General features: G+C 65.9%; 15 protein-coding genes. 13 read left to right on the forward strand and 2 right to left on the reverse strand.

Annotation, left to right across the window (positions count from 1 at the left end; genetic code table 11):
• Nucleotides 1-69 precede the first annotated feature (69 nt).
• The 9 genes from ACVWYP_RS22680 to ACVWYP_RS22720 all read left to right on the forward strand — a co-directional run bounded on the left by ACVWYP_RS22680 (nucleotide 70) and on the right by ACVWYP_RS22720 (nucleotide 9,446).
• Nucleotides 70-681: a hypothetical protein gene (locus ACVWYP_RS22680; RefSeq protein WP_304499935.1), complete on the forward strand. Its 612-nt coding sequence runs from the start codon at nucleotides 70-72 to the stop codon at nucleotides 679-681.
• Between the two features lie 193 nt (nucleotides 682-874).
• The gene (locus tag ACVWYP_RS22685; RefSeq protein WP_028344769.1) at nucleotides 875-1,459 is read left to right on the forward strand and encodes an NnrU family protein; all 585 of its coding nucleotides are present in this window, start codon (nucleotides 875-877) and stop codon (nucleotides 1,457-1,459) included.
• A gap of 2 nt (nucleotides 1,460-1,461) precedes the next feature.
• Nucleotides 1,462-2,283, forward strand: coding sequence for a 3-methyl-2-oxobutanoate hydroxymethyltransferase (panB, locus tag ACVWYP_RS22690; RefSeq protein WP_304499936.1), 822 nt, complete (start codon nucleotides 1,462-1,464; stop codon nucleotides 2,281-2,283).
• A gap of 10 nt (nucleotides 2,284-2,293) precedes the next feature.
• On the forward strand, nucleotides 2,294-3,892 hold the full coding sequence (locus tag ACVWYP_RS22695; RefSeq protein WP_304499937.1) for a class I adenylate-forming enzyme family protein: 1,599 nt from the start codon (nucleotides 2,294-2,296) through the stop codon (nucleotides 3,890-3,892).
• A gap of 220 nt (nucleotides 3,893-4,112) precedes the next feature.
• On the forward strand, nucleotides 4,113-5,126 hold the full coding sequence (locus tag ACVWYP_RS22700; protein WP_259244704.1) for an IS5 family transposase: 1,014 nt from the start codon (nucleotides 4,113-4,115) through the stop codon (nucleotides 5,124-5,126).
• A 317-nt stretch (nucleotides 5,127-5,443) separates the two neighbouring features.
• Nucleotides 5,444-6,100: a tetratricopeptide repeat protein gene (locus ACVWYP_RS22705; RefSeq protein ID WP_304499938.1), complete on the forward strand. Its 657-nt coding sequence runs from the start codon at nucleotides 5,444-5,446 to the stop codon at nucleotides 6,098-6,100.
• 109 nt (nucleotides 6,101-6,209) lie between these two features.
• Nucleotides 6,210-6,767, forward strand: a complete 558-nt coding sequence (locus ACVWYP_RS22710) for a hypothetical protein (protein ID WP_304499939.1) — start codon at nucleotides 6,210-6,212, stop codon at nucleotides 6,765-6,767.
• Between the two features lie 52 nt (nucleotides 6,768-6,819).
• Nucleotides 6,820-8,202 (forward strand): ribosome biogenesis GTPase Der, encoded by a 1,383-nt coding sequence (gene der / locus ACVWYP_RS22715; RefSeq protein ID WP_304499940.1) that lies wholly within the window; start codon nucleotides 6,820-6,822, stop codon nucleotides 8,200-8,202.
• Nucleotides 8,199-9,446 (forward strand): MFS transporter, encoded by a 1,248-nt coding sequence (locus ACVWYP_RS22720; RefSeq protein ID WP_304499941.1) that lies wholly within the window; start codon nucleotides 8,199-8,201, stop codon nucleotides 9,444-9,446. The genes der and ACVWYP_RS22720 overlap by 4 nt, the downstream gene beginning before the upstream one ends.
• 38 nt (nucleotides 9,447-9,484) lie before the next feature.
• On the opposite strand, the gene ACVWYP_RS22725 is transcribed toward ACVWYP_RS22720, so the two are convergent.
• Entirely contained in the window at nucleotides 9,485-9,877 is a 393-nt protein-coding gene (locus ACVWYP_RS22725) for a nuclear transport factor 2 family protein (protein WP_304499942.1), read from the reverse strand.
• A gap of 194 nt (nucleotides 9,878-10,071) precedes the next feature.
• Here ACVWYP_RS22725 and ACVWYP_RS22730 point away from each other — a divergent pair, with 194 nt between their 5' ends.
• From ACVWYP_RS22730 to ACVWYP_RS22745, 4 genes are all read left to right on the forward strand, one after another.
• A complete protein-coding gene (locus tag ACVWYP_RS22730; RefSeq protein ID WP_028344776.1) occupies nucleotides 10,072-10,332 on the forward strand; it encodes a hypothetical protein in 261 nt (86 codons plus the stop codon).
• Nucleotides 10,333-10,501: 169 nt separating this feature from the next.
• Nucleotides 10,502-11,176, forward strand: coding sequence for a TetR/AcrR family transcriptional regulator (locus ACVWYP_RS22735; protein WP_304499943.1), 675 nt, complete (start codon nucleotides 10,502-10,504; stop codon nucleotides 11,174-11,176).
• 392 nt (nucleotides 11,177-11,568) lie between these two features.
• Nucleotides 11,569-12,231 (forward strand): DUF3313 domain-containing protein, encoded by a 663-nt coding sequence (locus ACVWYP_RS22740; protein ID WP_453946041.1) that lies wholly within the window; start codon nucleotides 11,569-11,571, stop codon nucleotides 12,229-12,231.
• Nucleotides 12,232-12,283: 52 nt separating this feature from the next.
• The gene (locus ACVWYP_RS22745) at nucleotides 12,284-12,850 is read left to right on the forward strand and encodes a DUF2147 domain-containing protein (RefSeq protein WP_304499944.1); all 567 of its coding nucleotides are present in this window, start codon (nucleotides 12,284-12,286) and stop codon (nucleotides 12,848-12,850) included.
• Nucleotides 12,851-12,898: 48 nt separating this feature from the next.
• On the opposite strand, the gene ACVWYP_RS22750 is transcribed toward ACVWYP_RS22745, so the two are convergent.
• Nucleotides 12,899-14,125 carry an ABC transporter substrate-binding protein gene (locus ACVWYP_RS22750; protein WP_028344780.1) on the reverse strand — a complete coding sequence of 409 codons (1,227 nt, stop codon included), beginning with the start codon at nucleotides 14,123-14,125 and terminating at the stop codon, nucleotides 12,899-12,901.
• Between the last annotated feature and the right edge of the window lie 75 nt (nucleotides 14,126-14,200).

A 14,200-nucleotide genomic window follows, 5' to 3' on the forward strand; every position in this document is an offset into this window, starting at 1 on the left:
CCGGCCCCCGCTTGATGCGCTCCGGCTGCGGCACCACTTTCCCCGGAAGCGCAATCCGGGTCCATCTGCATGCTCCGACGCGTCGCCATCTGCCTCGCTTTTGCCGTGCTGGCCTTTGCCCTCGCGGGCTCGGCCTCTGCGCGGCAGCGGCATCAGACCAACCCGGTGCCGTTCGCGCACACACCCTGCAGCGTGCTCGACAGCGGACCCTGCATCCCATCCTATTGCAGCGTGTTCAACCACGGGCCGTGCCTGCCCGAGATCGATTATCCGTACGGCGAAAATCTCCAGCTCACGATCCTCACGGTGCCGCCGCAGGATCAGGCCGAGAAGTACCGCAAGCCGGATCATGATCTCGATACCATCGGCGATCTCTTCGCCGCGCTGCGCGCCTGTTGGGCGCCGCCACCACCGGACGACGCGCGCGAGGGCATGCAGATGTCGGTGCGCTTCAGCTTCAAGCGGACCGGCGAGATGATCGGCACGCCGCGCCTGACATTTTCGACGCGGGGCACCCCGGCCGACACCCGCACCACCTACCTCAACGCGATCAATGCCTCGCTGGATGCCTGCCTGCCGCTGAAATTCACCGGCGGATTGGGCGGGGCGCTGGCCGGCCGGCCGATCATGATCCGCTATGTCGACAACCGCGAGCTGGCCAAATCGGCCGACAAGCCTTGATGGCACCGTCATTCCGGGGCGATGCGAAGCATCGAACCCGGAATCTGGAGGTTGGCTTGCGCGCCCGATTACCTCGAGATTCCGGGTTCGCGCTTTCAGCGCGCCCCGGAATGACGGTGTAGAGTGCAGCGCATTGCTTTTCGCGGCCCGAAGGTGATACGCGAAGGCATTGATTGATCAGGGGAGGAACATCGTGGGACTGCTCGTCATGATCCTGGGTCTCGTGCTGTTCCTCGGCGTCCATGTGCTGACGAGCCTGCGCGAGATGCGCGCCGGCCTGATCAAGGCGATGGGCGAGGGCGTCTACAAGATCGCCTATTCGCTCGCCTCCGCGGCCGGGCTCGTGCTGATCATCTGGGGCTTTGCGCATTATCGCGCGACCGGATGGATCGACGTCTGGACGCCGCCGACAGCGTTCAAGCACATCGCCGTGGCGCTGATGCTGCCCGCCGTCATCCTCGTCGTCGCCTCCTATGTCCGCGGCCGCATCTACACCACGCTGAAGCATCCGATGCTCGCCGGCGTGAAGCTGTGGGCGTTCGCGCATCTGCTCGCCAATGGCGACCTCGGCTCGATCATCCTGTTCGGCTCGTTTCTCGGCTGGGCGGTCTATGACCGCATCTCGCTGAAGCGCCGTGCGGATGCCGGCGCGCCGCCGATTCCGGTGGGCGGCCCAACCAACGACCTGATCGCGATCGCGGTCGGTGTCATCGTCTATCTGGCGCTGGCGTTTGCGTTCCACCCGGTCGTGATCGGCGTGCCTGTCATGGGAGCCTGACTATGTCTGTTCAATCCGCCATCAAGCGCAAGACCGCGCCCGATCTGCGCGCCCGCAAGAACGGCGAGCCGATCGTGATGCTGACGTCCTATCATGCGCACACCGCGGCGCTGGTCGACCGTCATTGCGACGCCATCCTGGTCGGCGATTCCCTCGGCAACGTCATGCACGGGTTTGAGACCACCGTGCCGGTGACCCTCGACATGATGATCCTGCAGGGCCGCGCGGTGATGCGCGGCTCGCAAGCCGCGCTCGTCGTGGTGGATATGCCGTTCGGCTCCTATGAGGGTTCGAAGGAGCAGGCGTTTCAATCCGCGGTGCGGATCATGAAGGAAACGCTGTGCGGCGCGGTCAAGCTCGAGGGCGGCGCGCGGATGGCGGAGACGGTGGCGTTCCTGTCCGACCGCGGCATTCCGGTGATGGGGCATATTGGTCTGACGCCGCAGTCGATCAACACGCTCGGCTCGTTCCGCGCGCAGGGCCGCGAGGAGGAGAACTGGGCGCCGATCGAGAACGACGCCAAGGCGATCGCGGAGGCGGGCGCGTTCTCGATCGTGGTCGAGGCGGTCGCCGAGCCGCTGGCGCGCAAGATCACGCAGTCGATCGCCGTGCCCACCATCGGCATCGGCGCCAGCGCGGCCTGCGACGGCCAGGTGCTGGTGCTGGAGGACATGCTCGGCTTGTCGCCGCGGGCGCCGAAATTCGTGCGCCGCTACGGCAATCTCGGTCCGATGATCGAGGAGGCGATCGCGGGCTATGCGCGCGACGTGAAGAGCCGCGCCTTCCCTGGGCCGGAGCACGTCTACGGCATGAAGAAGAGCTGACGGGGCAGACATGGACTGGTCGCAGCACGCAATTCCGCCGATGCGGCTCGAGCCGCGCTTCGGTGACCGCGTCGTGCCGGCTTTCCCGGAGCGGCCCGGCAGCCTGTGGGCGATGATCGCGGACGCCGTTGCGCAGAACGGCGACGGCGAGGCGCTGGTCTGCGGCGCGACGCGCCTGAGCTGGCGCGAGGTCGCGGAGAAATCGGCCAAGGTCGCGGCGGGCTTTGCCAAACTCGGCCTTGCGCCCGGCGACCGCGTCGCGATCCTGCTCGGCAACCGCATCGAATTCGTGCTGACGATGTTCGCCGCTGCGCATGCCGGGCTGGTCACGGTGTTGCTCTCGACGCGCCAGCAGAAGCCCGAGATCGCCTATGTGCTGAACGATTGCGGCGCAACGCTTCTGGTCCATGAAGCCACGCTTGCCGACCGCATCCCCGGTGCGGCCGACATTCCCGGCCTCAAGCATCGCGTTTCCGTCAGCGACGACGGCGCATCGCAATTCGCCGGCCTCGCCGATAACGCTCCGCCCCAGGCGCCGGCACAGGTGAGGGAAGAGGACACCGCGATGATCCTCTACACCTCGGGCACCACGGGCCGGCCGAAGGGCGCCATGCTCGCCCATTGCAACATCATCCACTCCTCGATGGTGTTCGCCTCGTGCCTGAAGCTGACCAGGGCTGATCGCTCGATCGCGGCGGTCCCGCTCGCGCATGTCACCGGCGCGGTCGCCAACATCACCACGATGGCACGCTGCGCCGGCGCGCTGATCATTATGCCGGAGTTCAAGGCCTCGGAATATCTGAAGGTCGCGGCGCGCGAGCGCGTCACCTACACGGTGATGGTGCCGGCGATGTACAATCTCTGCCTGATGCAGCCGGATTTCGACAGCTACGATCTGTCGAGCTGGCGGATCGGCGGCTTCGGCGGCGCGCCGATGCCGGTCGCGACCATCGAAAAACTCGACGCCAAGATTCCCGGGCTGAAGCTTGCGAATTGCTACGGCGCGACCGAGACCACGTCGCCCTCGACGCTGATGCCGGGCGAACTGACCGCCGCCCATATCGACAGCGTCGGCCTGCCTTGCCCCGGTGCCGAGATCATCGCGATGGGCGCCGACGGCCGCGAACTGCCGCGCGGCGAGATCGGCGAGCTCTGGATCCGCAGCGCCTCGGTCATCAAGGGCTACTGGAACAATCCGAAGGCGACCGCGGAGAGCTTTACGGCCGGCTTCTGGCATTCCGGCGATCTCGGTTCGATCGATACGAAGAACTTCGTCCGCGTGTTCGACCGCCAGAAGGACATGATCAACCGCGGCGGCCTGAAGATCTATTCCGCCGAGGTCGAGTCGGTCCTGGCCGGCCATCCGGCCGTGGTCGAGAGCGCGATCATCGCCAAACCGTGCCCGGTGCTCGGCGAGCGCGTGCACGCCGTGATCGTGACCCGCACGGACGTGAATGCGGAGAGCCTGCGCGCCTGGTGCGCCGAGCGGCTCTCGGACTACAAGGTGCCGGAGACCATGGCGCTGACATCAGAGCCGCTGCCTCGCAACGCCAACGGCAAGGTGATCAAGCGCCAGATCAGGGAGAGCCTGTCGGCGGGGGCGCCGTAGTGCGACGCCAACGTGCCCTCCGCCAACTCGGTGCACCTTTCCCGCTTGCGGGGGAGGTCGGCGCGCGCAGCGCGGCGGGTGGGGGCTCTCGCGCCAATGGGACTCTATCTCTGCTCCGACTCGCGGAGACACCCCCACCCCAACCCTCCCCCGCAAGCGAGGGCTTTGCGCAAAGGGGAATCTGCGATTCTCTAAGACCGATCTGAAGGGGGAGGCGGGGATGGCGTATCGGCAGGTTGGTCAAGCGAGCTTCGCAGATGCGCTGGTGTCGCGGCGGGGGAAAGGGAGTTCGGTGCTGAGGCGGATTTGCGAGCTGGTCGATTGGGCGGCTGTGGAGTGCGTGCTGCGCAGCCTTGCTGAACCGGAGCGTGGAGCGCCGCCCTATCCACGGCTGGTGATGTTCAAGGCGTTGCTGTTGCAGCAATGGTATGGGTTGTCTGATCCGGAGCTGGAGGAGGCGCTCGATGATCGGGCCTCGTTCCGCGAATTCTGCGGCTTTGTGCTCGGTGACGAGACGCCCGACCACACGACGATCTGGCGCTTCCGCGAAGCTTTGCAGCAGGCCGATCTGGAGGAGAGGCTGTTCGGCGAGATCCTGCGCCAGATCGACGCGCGCGGGCTGGTGCTGCGCCGGGGCACATTGATCGATGCGAGCCTGATCCCGGCGGCGGTGAAGCCGCCGAAGCCGCCGAAAGACCCGCTGCCGCTCGGCCCGGACGGGCGTGCGCCGAGCAAGCTGGTCAACAGCGAGCGGGATGCGGATGCGCGATGGACCAAGAAGGGTGGCAAGCGGTACTTCGGCTACAAGGCGCATGTCGGCGTCGACCAGGGCTCGGCGATCATCCGTCGCAGCAAGCTGACCGACGCCGCGGTCAACGACACGGTGCCGGCCGACGAGTTGATCTGCGGCGACGAGAAGGCGGTCTACGCCGACCAGGCCTATGACAAGCACGAGCGCCGCGCCCTCCTCGCGGCCCGGGGCATCAAGCCGCGGCTGATGTTCCGGCCCAACAAGCATCATCCCCTGACCGCGCGTCAGAAGCGCTTCAACGACGCCGTGGGACGGCGCCGCGCCCCGGTCGAGCAGGTCTTCGCGCGCCTCAAGGGCGTCTATGGCTGGGCGCGCGCTCGCTATCTGGGCTTGGCACGCAATCAGACCCATCTGCATCTTCTCTGCCTCGCCATGAACCTCAAACGATGGGCAATGCTGCGTCCAACGGGTGTTGCGCTGTGACCGCCGCTCCGCAATGCCGTCAATCGGCCGCCCAAACGAAGCTGTCCACTCCCGCGCGCCCCCAGAAGCCACGCAAAAAAATGCCTGACACTGGCCTGCACCCGCGCACGCCCGATTGCGCAAAGCCCTCGCAAGCGGGAGAGGGAGCCTATGCAGTCCCGTCGCGTAGCTGCAAACGTCCCCCGTTAACGCTTTGATCCGCCTCGCTTTGCCTTGCCTCCGCCACACCATTAGGGTAACGCCGCCGCGATGTGGGGATCGGGTAGGGGCTGGGCCCCACCGATGGCAGCGGTCCCGAGGGGATGGGATAGCCTTAAGTGTCTGAATTATTTAACGAAGTCGACGAGGAAGTCCGTCGCGATCAGCTCAAGAAGCTGTGGGACAAGTACTCGCTCTTTATCATCGCCCTGGCGATCCTGATCGTTGCGGGCGTCGGTGGCTGGCGCGGCTACCAGTATCTCGAGGCCAGGAAGGCCGCCGAGGCCGGCGCGGCGTTCGACCGCGCCGTCGAACTGTCCGATCAGAACAAGCATGCCGAGGCGGAGGCCGCCTTTGCCGCCCTCATCACCAAGGCGCCGTCGGGTTACCGCAATCTGGCGCGGCTGCGCATGGCCGCCGAGGTCGCGACCCGCGATCAGCCGGCCGCCGCGAAGCTCTATGACGAGATCGCAGCCGACCGCAGCGTCGGCGGTCCCGAGCAGGACCTGGCGCGGATCCGCGCCGCGCAAATCCTGATGGAGACCACCACCTATCCGAACATGCTGCAACGGCTCGAGGCGACGGCAACGGCGAAGGACTCGACGTTCCGCCATTCCGCGCGCGAGCTGCTGGCGCTGTCGGCCTGGCGCGCCAACGATGCCACCGCCGCGCGGAAGTGGCTCGACCAGATTGCCAATGACGGCGAGACGCCGCCGAGCATGCGCTCGCGCGCCGAGGCGCTGCAGGCACTGTTGCCGCCGGTCGCCAAGAGCTGAGGAGGCATGATCTGCAAAAGTGGGAACCGGTTTTCCCTCGCGACAAACGCGAAGCGTTTGCGCGGAGATCATGCCCAGACAAAACCCGAGTTTGAGTGAGAGATCGACCATGCGCCGCTCGCAACGCCTGATCGCAGCCGCAGTTCTGACAGCGCTTTGCAGCGTGCTGGCGGGTTGCGGCGGTGGCGGCATGTCCAATTTCGATCCGAGCGACCTGCTCGACTTCCTCGATACCAAGAAGAAGCTGCAGGGCGACCGCAAGCCGGTCTTCCCCGAGGGCGTGCCCGGCCTCGAGCAGGGCGTGCCGAAGGAAATGTACAAGGGCTCGCCGCAGGAACAGCTCGATCAGCAGAACGCCGCGGCAGCCGCTGCCGCCCAGCCGGCCCCGCCGCCGGAGCCGCCGAAGGGCGCCAAGAAGCACGCCAAGGGCAGGGCAGCGCCAGCCGCAGATCAGGCGGCTGCGCCCGATGCCGCAGCCGAGGAGGGCGCGCCCGCCGCGCTGCCGCCGGAGCCGAAGCCGAAGAAGATCGTCCGCCGCCGCACCACCGCGCCACCCGCCGACGATCAGCAGGCGCAGCCCGCGGCGCCGGCCCAGCAGACCCAGACCACGCAACAATCCGGCGGCGCCTTCCCCGCACCGCTACCGAGCGGCGGATTTAGCCGCTAGGCTCCTGCTTCAATTCATTGACGCGCGCCGCGACGCGGCGCCGGGATAATCCATGTCTTTTACCATCGCCATTATCGGCCGGCCCAATGTCGGAAAGTCGACGCTGTTCAACCGGCTGGTCGGCCAGAAGCTCGCGCTGGTCGACGACGAGCCCGGCGTGACGCGTGACCGCCGCGAGGGCCAGGCCAGGCTCTACGACCTCGACTTCACCATCATCGACACCGCGGGCCTCGACGAAGGCGCCAAGGGCTCACTGACGGCGCGGATGCAGGAGCAGACCGAAACCGCGATCGAGCTCGCCGACGCCCTGATGTTCGTGATCGACGCCCGCGTCGGCTTGACGCCGACCGACCGCGCCTTCGCCGACTTCGCGCGAAAGGCCAACAAGCCGGTGGTGCTGGTCGCCAACAAGGCCGAGGGCAAGCATGGCGAGATCGGCGCGATGGAATCCTACGCGCTCGGGCTCGGCGATCCCGTCCAGATCTCGGCCGAGCATGGTGAGGGCATGGGCGACCTCCACGAGGCGCTGAGCGCGCTGGTGCCGGAGACACCGGAGGACGACGACGAGCTCGAGGATGACGAGGACATCTCGGAGGAGGAGGCCGCGCAGCGCCCGATCCGCGTCGCCATTGTCGGTCGTCCCAATGCCGGCAAGTCGACGCTGATCAACCATCTGCTCGGCGAGGAGCGGCTGCTGACCAGCCCCGAGGCCGGCACCACGCGCGATTCCATCGCGGTCGAGATCACCTGGCAAGGCCGCCAGTTCCGGGTGTTCGACACCGCCGGCCTCCGCCGCCGCTCGCGGATCGAGGAGAAACTGGAAAAGCTCTCGGTCGCCGACGCGTTGCGCGCGGTGCGCTTTGCCGAAGTCGTCGTGATGATGATGGACGCGCAGAACAAGTTCGAGGAGCAGGACCTGCGCATCGCCGACCTGATCGAGCGCGAAGGGCGCGCCATCGTGCTCGCGGTCAACAAATGGGATCTCGTCGAGCGCAAGCCCAACCAGATCTCGCAACTGCGCACCGATGCCGACCACTGGCTGCCGCAGGTCAAGGGCGCACCGATCGTCGCCGTCTCCGGCCTGATGGGTGAGGGCATCGACCGCCTGATGACGGCGATCCAGGAGGCCTATGCGGTCTGGAATCGGCGCTTGCCGACCTCGGCGCTCAATCGCTGGTTCGAGCAGGCGATCCAGGCCAACCCGCCGCCGGCGGTCTCGGGCCGCAGGCTGAAGCTGAACTACATCACGCAGGTGAAGGCGCGCCCGCCGAGCTTCGTGCTGTTCTGCTCGCGCGCCGACGCGATCCCGCGATCCTATCTGCGTTACCTCATCAACTCGCTGCGCGAGACCTTCGATTTGCCGGGCACGCCGATCCGGATCACGCTGCGCGAGAAGGCCAATCCGTTCGCCCACAAGCGCAAACGGCCGTCGTGAGCGAAGAGGCGGGGAGTGACACGGTTGCTGTAGCGCAACCGCGCAGCGGCGCGGTGATCTTCATCTTCATCACCCTGCTGCTCGACATGCTCGCGCTCGGGATCATCATCCCGATCCTGCCGAAGCTGATCGAGGGCTTCGTCGACAACGACACCGCAAACGCGGCTCGCATCTTCGGCGTGTTCGGCTCGATCTGGGCCTTGATGCAGTTCGTCTGCTCGCCGATCCTCGGCGCGCTGTCCGATCGCTTCGGCCGCCGGCCGGTGGTGCTGCTGTCGAATTTCGGTCTCGCCGCCGACTATGTGCTGATGGCGCTGGCGCCGAACCTGATCTGGCTGTTCATCGGGCGGGCGATCTCGGGCATCACCTCGTCGAGCATCTCGACCGTGTTCGCCTATATCGCCGACGTCACCGCGCCGGAGCAGCGCGCCGCGATGTTCGGCAAGATCGGCGTCGCCTTCGGCGCCGGCTTCATTCTCGGACCGGCGCTGGGCGGCCTGCTCGGCGAGATCGATCCGCGGCTGCCGTTCTGGGCAGCGGCGGGTTTGAGCTTCGTCAACGGGCTCTATGGCCTGTTCATCCTGCCGGAATCGCTGCCCGTGGAGCGGCGCGCGCCGTTCAAATGGAAGAGCGCCAATCCGATCGGCGCGCTGCATTTCCTGCGCTCGAACCGGACGCTCGCCGGCCTGTCGCTGGCGACGTTCTTCGGCCAGCTCGCGCATGTCGTGCTGCCCTCGGTGTTCGTGCTCTACGCCACCTATCGCTATGGCTGGGACACCGGCACCGTCGGCGCGACGCTGGCGCTGGTCGGCCTCTGCGGCATGATCGTGCAGGGCGCGGCGATCGGCCCGATCGTGCAGCGCCTCGGCGAGCGCAACGCGCTGTTCCTCGGCCTCGTCTGCGGCGCCTTGGGCTTCGTGATCTTCGGCGCCGCGCCGACCGGCCAGCTGTTCTGGATCGGCATTCCCGTGATGGCGCTGTGGGGCCTCTCGGGCGCTGCGACGCAGGCGCTGACGACGCAGCTCGTTGCCGCCGACCAGCAGGGCCAGCTGCAGGGCGCGACATCGAGCGTGCAGAGCATGTCGGAATTGATCGGCCCGTTCCTGTTCACGCTGACGTTTGCGTATTTCATCGGCGACAACGTGCCGGTCAAAATGCCCGGCGCGCCGTTCTACCTGGCCGGCGCGCTGCTGCTGCTCGCGCTCGCCATCGCCTGGCGCGCGACGGCGGCGAAGAAAGCCTAGGGCGGGCAAAGGCGCCGACGGATCCACCGCGAGACGTTCTATTCCGTCGCCGGCGCCGAATGGTGTTCGTGGATGACGCGCCACTCGTCGTCGACCTTGCGCAATCCGATCGTCAGCCTGAACTGGAACGTGGCATCAGGTGGGCCGCACCGCATCACCGCGAACGCGAAGGCGACGTCATCGCCGGCCGTGATCGCGATCTCCTCGATATCGAAGGCGTAGGAGGGGCGGTGATACCTGAAGAACAGATCCCACGTCTTGCTGTACGCGTCCAATCCGCGTGACTGCAACGGCGGCGGAACGTCGAACATCACGATGTCCTGATCGTGACGGGCGAAGATGCCTTGATAGTCGCGTCGGCGGACGGCGTCCGTCCAGGCGTCGATGAGCGCCCTGATTTCGGTTTCCGCCGTCTGTTTCTGCTGTGTCATCGCTCGCGTGCTCCGAGTGTTGGCTGATGCTTCGAGGACGAATGCGGGGGCGCCGATCCGACACGCTGTTGCGTCCGGCCGCATCTTTCGGATTGCGTCATTTTGCCTGTTTACAAACCATCCGGTTGGTTTGTATAAAACTGATACCGGTTGAAGACGCGCGCCTCGCTCCGGGGCGCTCTGCCAGGAGCAGCATGGTGACCGACGAGGCCGTTGATATCTGCGATGAATTGACCCGCTTCAGCGACGCGCAGGCGGCGCTGTTGACGTCGCGCGGCCTTGTCTACCTGACCGACCTGAAACTCGATGGCGGCAGGCACGGGACGATCGTCGCGGCGAGTTATGCCGACGCGCAGTCCGTGGCCCGCGCGCGCGGTCGTGGGGAAAGGGTCGTCGGCCGAATGGCCCACGGTTTCCTTCATGGCCTGCTGCAGAAGGTTCGCTTGTGCGCGTGAGCGATCGGATGGCTCGATGACCGATTCCTGAAATTGATGCGTCTTTCGAGGCCGGCACCGCCATTTCGCGGGCGTCGTTCGCGCTGCCTCGCAGATCAGATGCGGCGCTTGAGATTGACCGAGGCCGCTGAGATACTGTGATCTCAAGCGACTCCTTCCTGAGTACACCATGGATAATCCTTCCCGCTCGGAACGCTCCCGCAACGCCGCACTTGACGCCGCGATCACCATCGTGACGCGCGATGGTCCGGGGCGCCTGACGCTGGACGCGATTGCGCGCGAGAGCGGTCTCAGCAAAGGCGGCGTGATGCATCAGTTCCGCACCAAGGAAGCGGTGCTGCGCGCCTTGCTCGAGCAGCAGATGGCGCATTTCGAGGAATTCTCGAACCGCTACATCGAAAAGGTACGCGGGACCACGGACCAGCCCGAACTGTCGGCGCAGATCGCGACGCTGCGGGAGGCGATCTCAACGCCCCGGGCAGGGGCGTTCGCACTGCTGGCGGCGATGAACGAGAATCCCGAATTGATGGCGATGCCGCGCGATGTCGATATCAAGAAGGTCGCGCTGATGAAGGCCGAGGCGAGGGATCCCGATCTCGCGCTGCTGCGCTGGGCGGCGGCGCGGGGGCTGCTGCTGAGCTCGTTGTTCGGCATGTTGTCGCTGACCGAGGCCGAGCGCGATCGCCTGTTCGAGCGATTGCTCGACGACAGCAAATGGACCGCGATGGAGCAGGGGGCGACCGAGGCAACAAAGCCGTCCAGGGCGACGGCGGCACGCGCGGCATCGCCGCGGCCTGCCGGCGCACCGGCCACAAAGCCGGCATCCGCGCGCAAGCGCGGCTGAATTTCCGGCGCTTTCGAAAACGCAACGCCGCCCAAGCGGAATATGGATCGCTTGGCGGCGTTGGATCGGCACCGGGCCCCTGAAATCCCCCGGCGATTTCTGCCGTATCACACGAGATATCTCGGGTTTGTGACAACGCGAGACCGCCATTCGCGAAGCGGCCTCGCCAGCTAGCACGACATTTCGACCGCCGCATTTTTCTAACGCGGCTCCTGCAATTGCAACTTTACAAACCAACTGGTCGGTTTTATAGTTCGTCGCACTGAGGCAAGATCTGGCGGCGCCGCGACGGCGAGCCAGATCGGCAGTGACGGCCGCAGCCGTACTTTCAGCCCCGGACGCGGCTGCGGCCGAGCTGCTCTTCCGCTTTAGGATCGGATGAGGAGATTGGAATGGAGAGCTCGATCGCCGCGCGCGGTCTGGGAGCGATGGCGCTTTGCGTCCTCGCCGGAGGATGTGCCGCCGTCACGCCGGTGGCCTATTCGGATGTGGCATCGTCGGCCTACATGACGCCGGACACGTCCGATTCTTCGGGGCGTGTGCCGTATCGCTATGCGCCGCCGGTCGACTGGCGGAGCTACAACAAGGTGATGATCGATCCGGTCGTGATCTATCGCGGCGCGGATCATCAGTTCGGCGACACGTCCGAGAAGGACAAGCAGACGCTCGCCGCCTACATGCAGACCCGCTTCGCCGACAAGCTGCGCGGCCGCTTCACGCTGGTGAACACGCGCGGTCCGAACACGTTCCGCCTGCGGCTGACGCTGACCGGCGCGGTCGCCAACACGCCGGTGCTCGGCACACTGTCGCGTTTCGATCTGGCAGGCGCGGTCTACAACGGCGTGCAGGCCGCGCGCGACGGCGAGGGCACGATGACGGGCTCCGTCATCTATGCCGTCGAGATGTTCGACAGCTCGACCTCGCGCCTGCTCGGCGCCTATGTCAGCAAGCAATATCCCAACGCCTACGACATCAAGGCCAGCGTCGGCGATCTCGCAGCGGCCACCGCCGGCATCGACAAGGGTGCCGATGCGTTCATGGCGCAATTGAAGTGAGGCGCGCCTCCCGCGTCCGCAAACCATCCCGACACTGAAAGGTCCCTTTACCATGAACTTTCTGGTTCGCATGTTTCTGCGCAGCCTCGTCGCTGCCTTGCTGATGAGCTCGACCGGCCGCGCCGAGACGATGGCGCCTGCCGATCCCAGCGGCACCTGGCTGACCGAAGACGGCCGCGCACGCATCCGCCTCGAGCGCTGCGGCCCTGTGCATGACCGCATCTGCGGCTTCATCGTGTGGATGAAGGATCCGCTCGATTCACACAGCCAGCCGTTCCGCGACAGCTTCAATCCCGACCCCGACAAGCGGACGCGTGCGCTGCTCGGCCATCAGCTGATCCTCGGATTGAAGCTGACGCCGGAGGGCAAGTTCGACGGCGACATCTACAACGCCGAGGACGGCAAGTCCTACGCGGTCTCGCTGTGGCGCGACAGGTCCGACCGGCTGAAGCTCAAGGGATGCCTGCTCAAGCTGCTGTGCCAGACCCAGACCTGGACGCAGACGCTCGACGTGCAGCCGGGCCAGCTCGTCGGCCTGACCGGCGATGTCGGCGGCCCGCGCGCCGACAGGGAATGGGCATCGCTGCCGCCGCCGGCGCGGAAGTCCGCCGCGAAGTGATGAGTGCAGGGTGGGTTGCGCTTCGCCAACCCACCCTACGGACTTCGTTTACTTCTTCACCAGCGGACAGTCGCTGGCCTCAAGCGGCTTCGCGGCGTCTTCCGGCGCGATCGTGGCGATCAGCTTGTAATAGTCCCAGGGGTATTTGGACTCTTCGGGCTTCTTCACCTCGAACAGATAGGCCGGAATCAGGCGCCGGCCGTCGGCGCGCAGCGGGCCCTTGCCGAACAGCGGATCGTCGGTCGGCAATTCCTTCATCTTGGCGACGACCTTGGCGCCGTCATGCGGATTGCCGCCGAGCGCTTCCATCGCCTTGAGATAGTGCAGCACCATCGCGTAGTTACCGGCCTGGGTCATCGACGGCATCGCGTTCTTGTTGGCCAAAGCGGAGAACCGCTTCGACCAGGCGCGGGTCTGGTCGTTCATGTCCCAGTAGAAGGATTCCGTGAACGTCAGGCCTTGCGCGGTCTTCAATCCGAGCGAATGCACGTCGTTGATGAACAGCAGCAGCGCCGCGAGTTTTTGGCCGCCGGAAACGATGCCGAATTCGGCCGCCTGCTTGATCGCGTTGGTGGTGTCGCCGCCGGCATTGGCGAGGCCGACCACCTTGGCCTTGGACGATTGGGCCTGCAGCAGGAACGACGAGAAATCGGCGGTGTTGATCGGATGCTTGACACTTCCGAGCACCTTGCCGCCATTGCCGTTGACGACCGCGGTGGTGTCGCGCTCAAGCGCATGGCCGAATGCATAGTCGGCGGTCAGGAAGAACCAGGTGTCGCCGCCGGCCTTCGTCAGTGCCTTGCCGGTGCCGTTGGCCAGCATGTAGGTGTCGTAGGTATATGAAATCGTGTTCGGCGTGCAGGCCTTGCCGGTGAGGTCGGCGGTCGCCGCGCCCGAATTCAGCAGGACGATGTTCTTCTCCTTGACGAGATTGTTGACCGCAAGCGCCACGCCGGAGTTCGGCGTGTCGGCGATCGCGTCGACCTTCTCGTTGTCGACCCATTGCCGGGCGAGGTTGACGCCGACGTCGGGCTTGTTCTGGTGGTCGCCGCTCAGGACGTCGATCTTCCAGCCCTTCTTGAGCAGGCCGGAATCCTCGACGGCCATCTTGATCGCGACCACCGAGTTCGGGCCGCCGATGTCGGCATAGAGGCTCGACATATCGTTCAGCACGCCGATCTTGACGGTCTTGTCCTGCGCGAACGCAGAGGTTGAGAAGCCGAGTGCAGCGCAAGCAAGAAGCGCGGCGCAGCGCCGCGCAAACGTCGTTGTCATGAAATTCCCTCCACTGTCTAAAGTCCGGGCAGCCCTCTTGCGGAGCCTTTTTGCCGGTCGCACAAGTTCCCGCTT

This window comes from Bradyrhizobium sp. USDA 3262 (genome assembly GCF_054060035.1).

What these genes read in the sequence shown, in the direction of transcription:
- ACVWYP_RS22680 (WP_304499935.1), top strand. Translation starts at nt 70, where the DNA reads ATGCTCCGACGCGTCGCCATCTGCCTCGCTTTTGCCGTGCTGGCCTTT.
- panB (WP_304499936.1), top strand. Translation starts at nt 1,462, where the DNA reads ATGTCTGTTCAATCCGCCATCAAGCGCAAGACCGCGCCCGATCTGCGC.
- ACVWYP_RS22695 (WP_304499937.1), top strand. Translation starts at nt 2,294, where the DNA reads ATGGACTGGTCGCAGCACGCAATTCCGCCGATGCGGCTCGAGCCGCGC.
- ACVWYP_RS22700 (WP_259244704.1), top strand. Translation starts at nt 4,113, where the DNA reads ATGGCGTATCGGCAGGTTGGTCAAGCGAGCTTCGCAGATGCGCTGGTG.
- ACVWYP_RS22710 (WP_304499939.1), top strand. Translation starts at nt 6,210, where the DNA reads ATGCGCCGCTCGCAACGCCTGATCGCAGCCGCAGTTCTGACAGCGCTT.
- der (WP_304499940.1), top strand. Translation starts at nt 6,820, where the DNA reads ATGTCTTTTACCATCGCCATTATCGGCCGGCCCAATGTCGGAAAGTCG.
- ACVWYP_RS22725 (WP_304499942.1), bottom strand. Translation starts at nt 9,877, where the DNA reads ATGACACAGCAGAAACAGACGGCGGAAACCGAAATCAGGGCGCTCATC.
- ACVWYP_RS22730 (WP_028344776.1), top strand. Translation starts at nt 10,072, where the DNA reads ATGGTGACCGACGAGGCCGTTGATATCTGCGATGAATTGACCCGCTTC.
- ACVWYP_RS22735 (WP_304499943.1), top strand. Translation starts at nt 10,502, where the DNA reads ATGGATAATCCTTCCCGCTCGGAACGCTCCCGCAACGCCGCACTTGAC.
- ACVWYP_RS22740 (WP_453946041.1), top strand. Translation starts at nt 11,569, where the DNA reads ATGGAGAGCTCGATCGCCGCGCGCGGTCTGGGAGCGATGGCGCTTTGC.
- ACVWYP_RS22745 (WP_304499944.1), top strand. Translation starts at nt 12,284, where the DNA reads ATGAACTTTCTGGTTCGCATGTTTCTGCGCAGCCTCGTCGCTGCCTTG.
- ACVWYP_RS22750 (WP_028344780.1), bottom strand. Translation starts at nt 14,125, where the DNA reads ATGACAACGACGTTTGCGCGGCGCTGCGCCGCGCTTCTTGCTTGCGCT.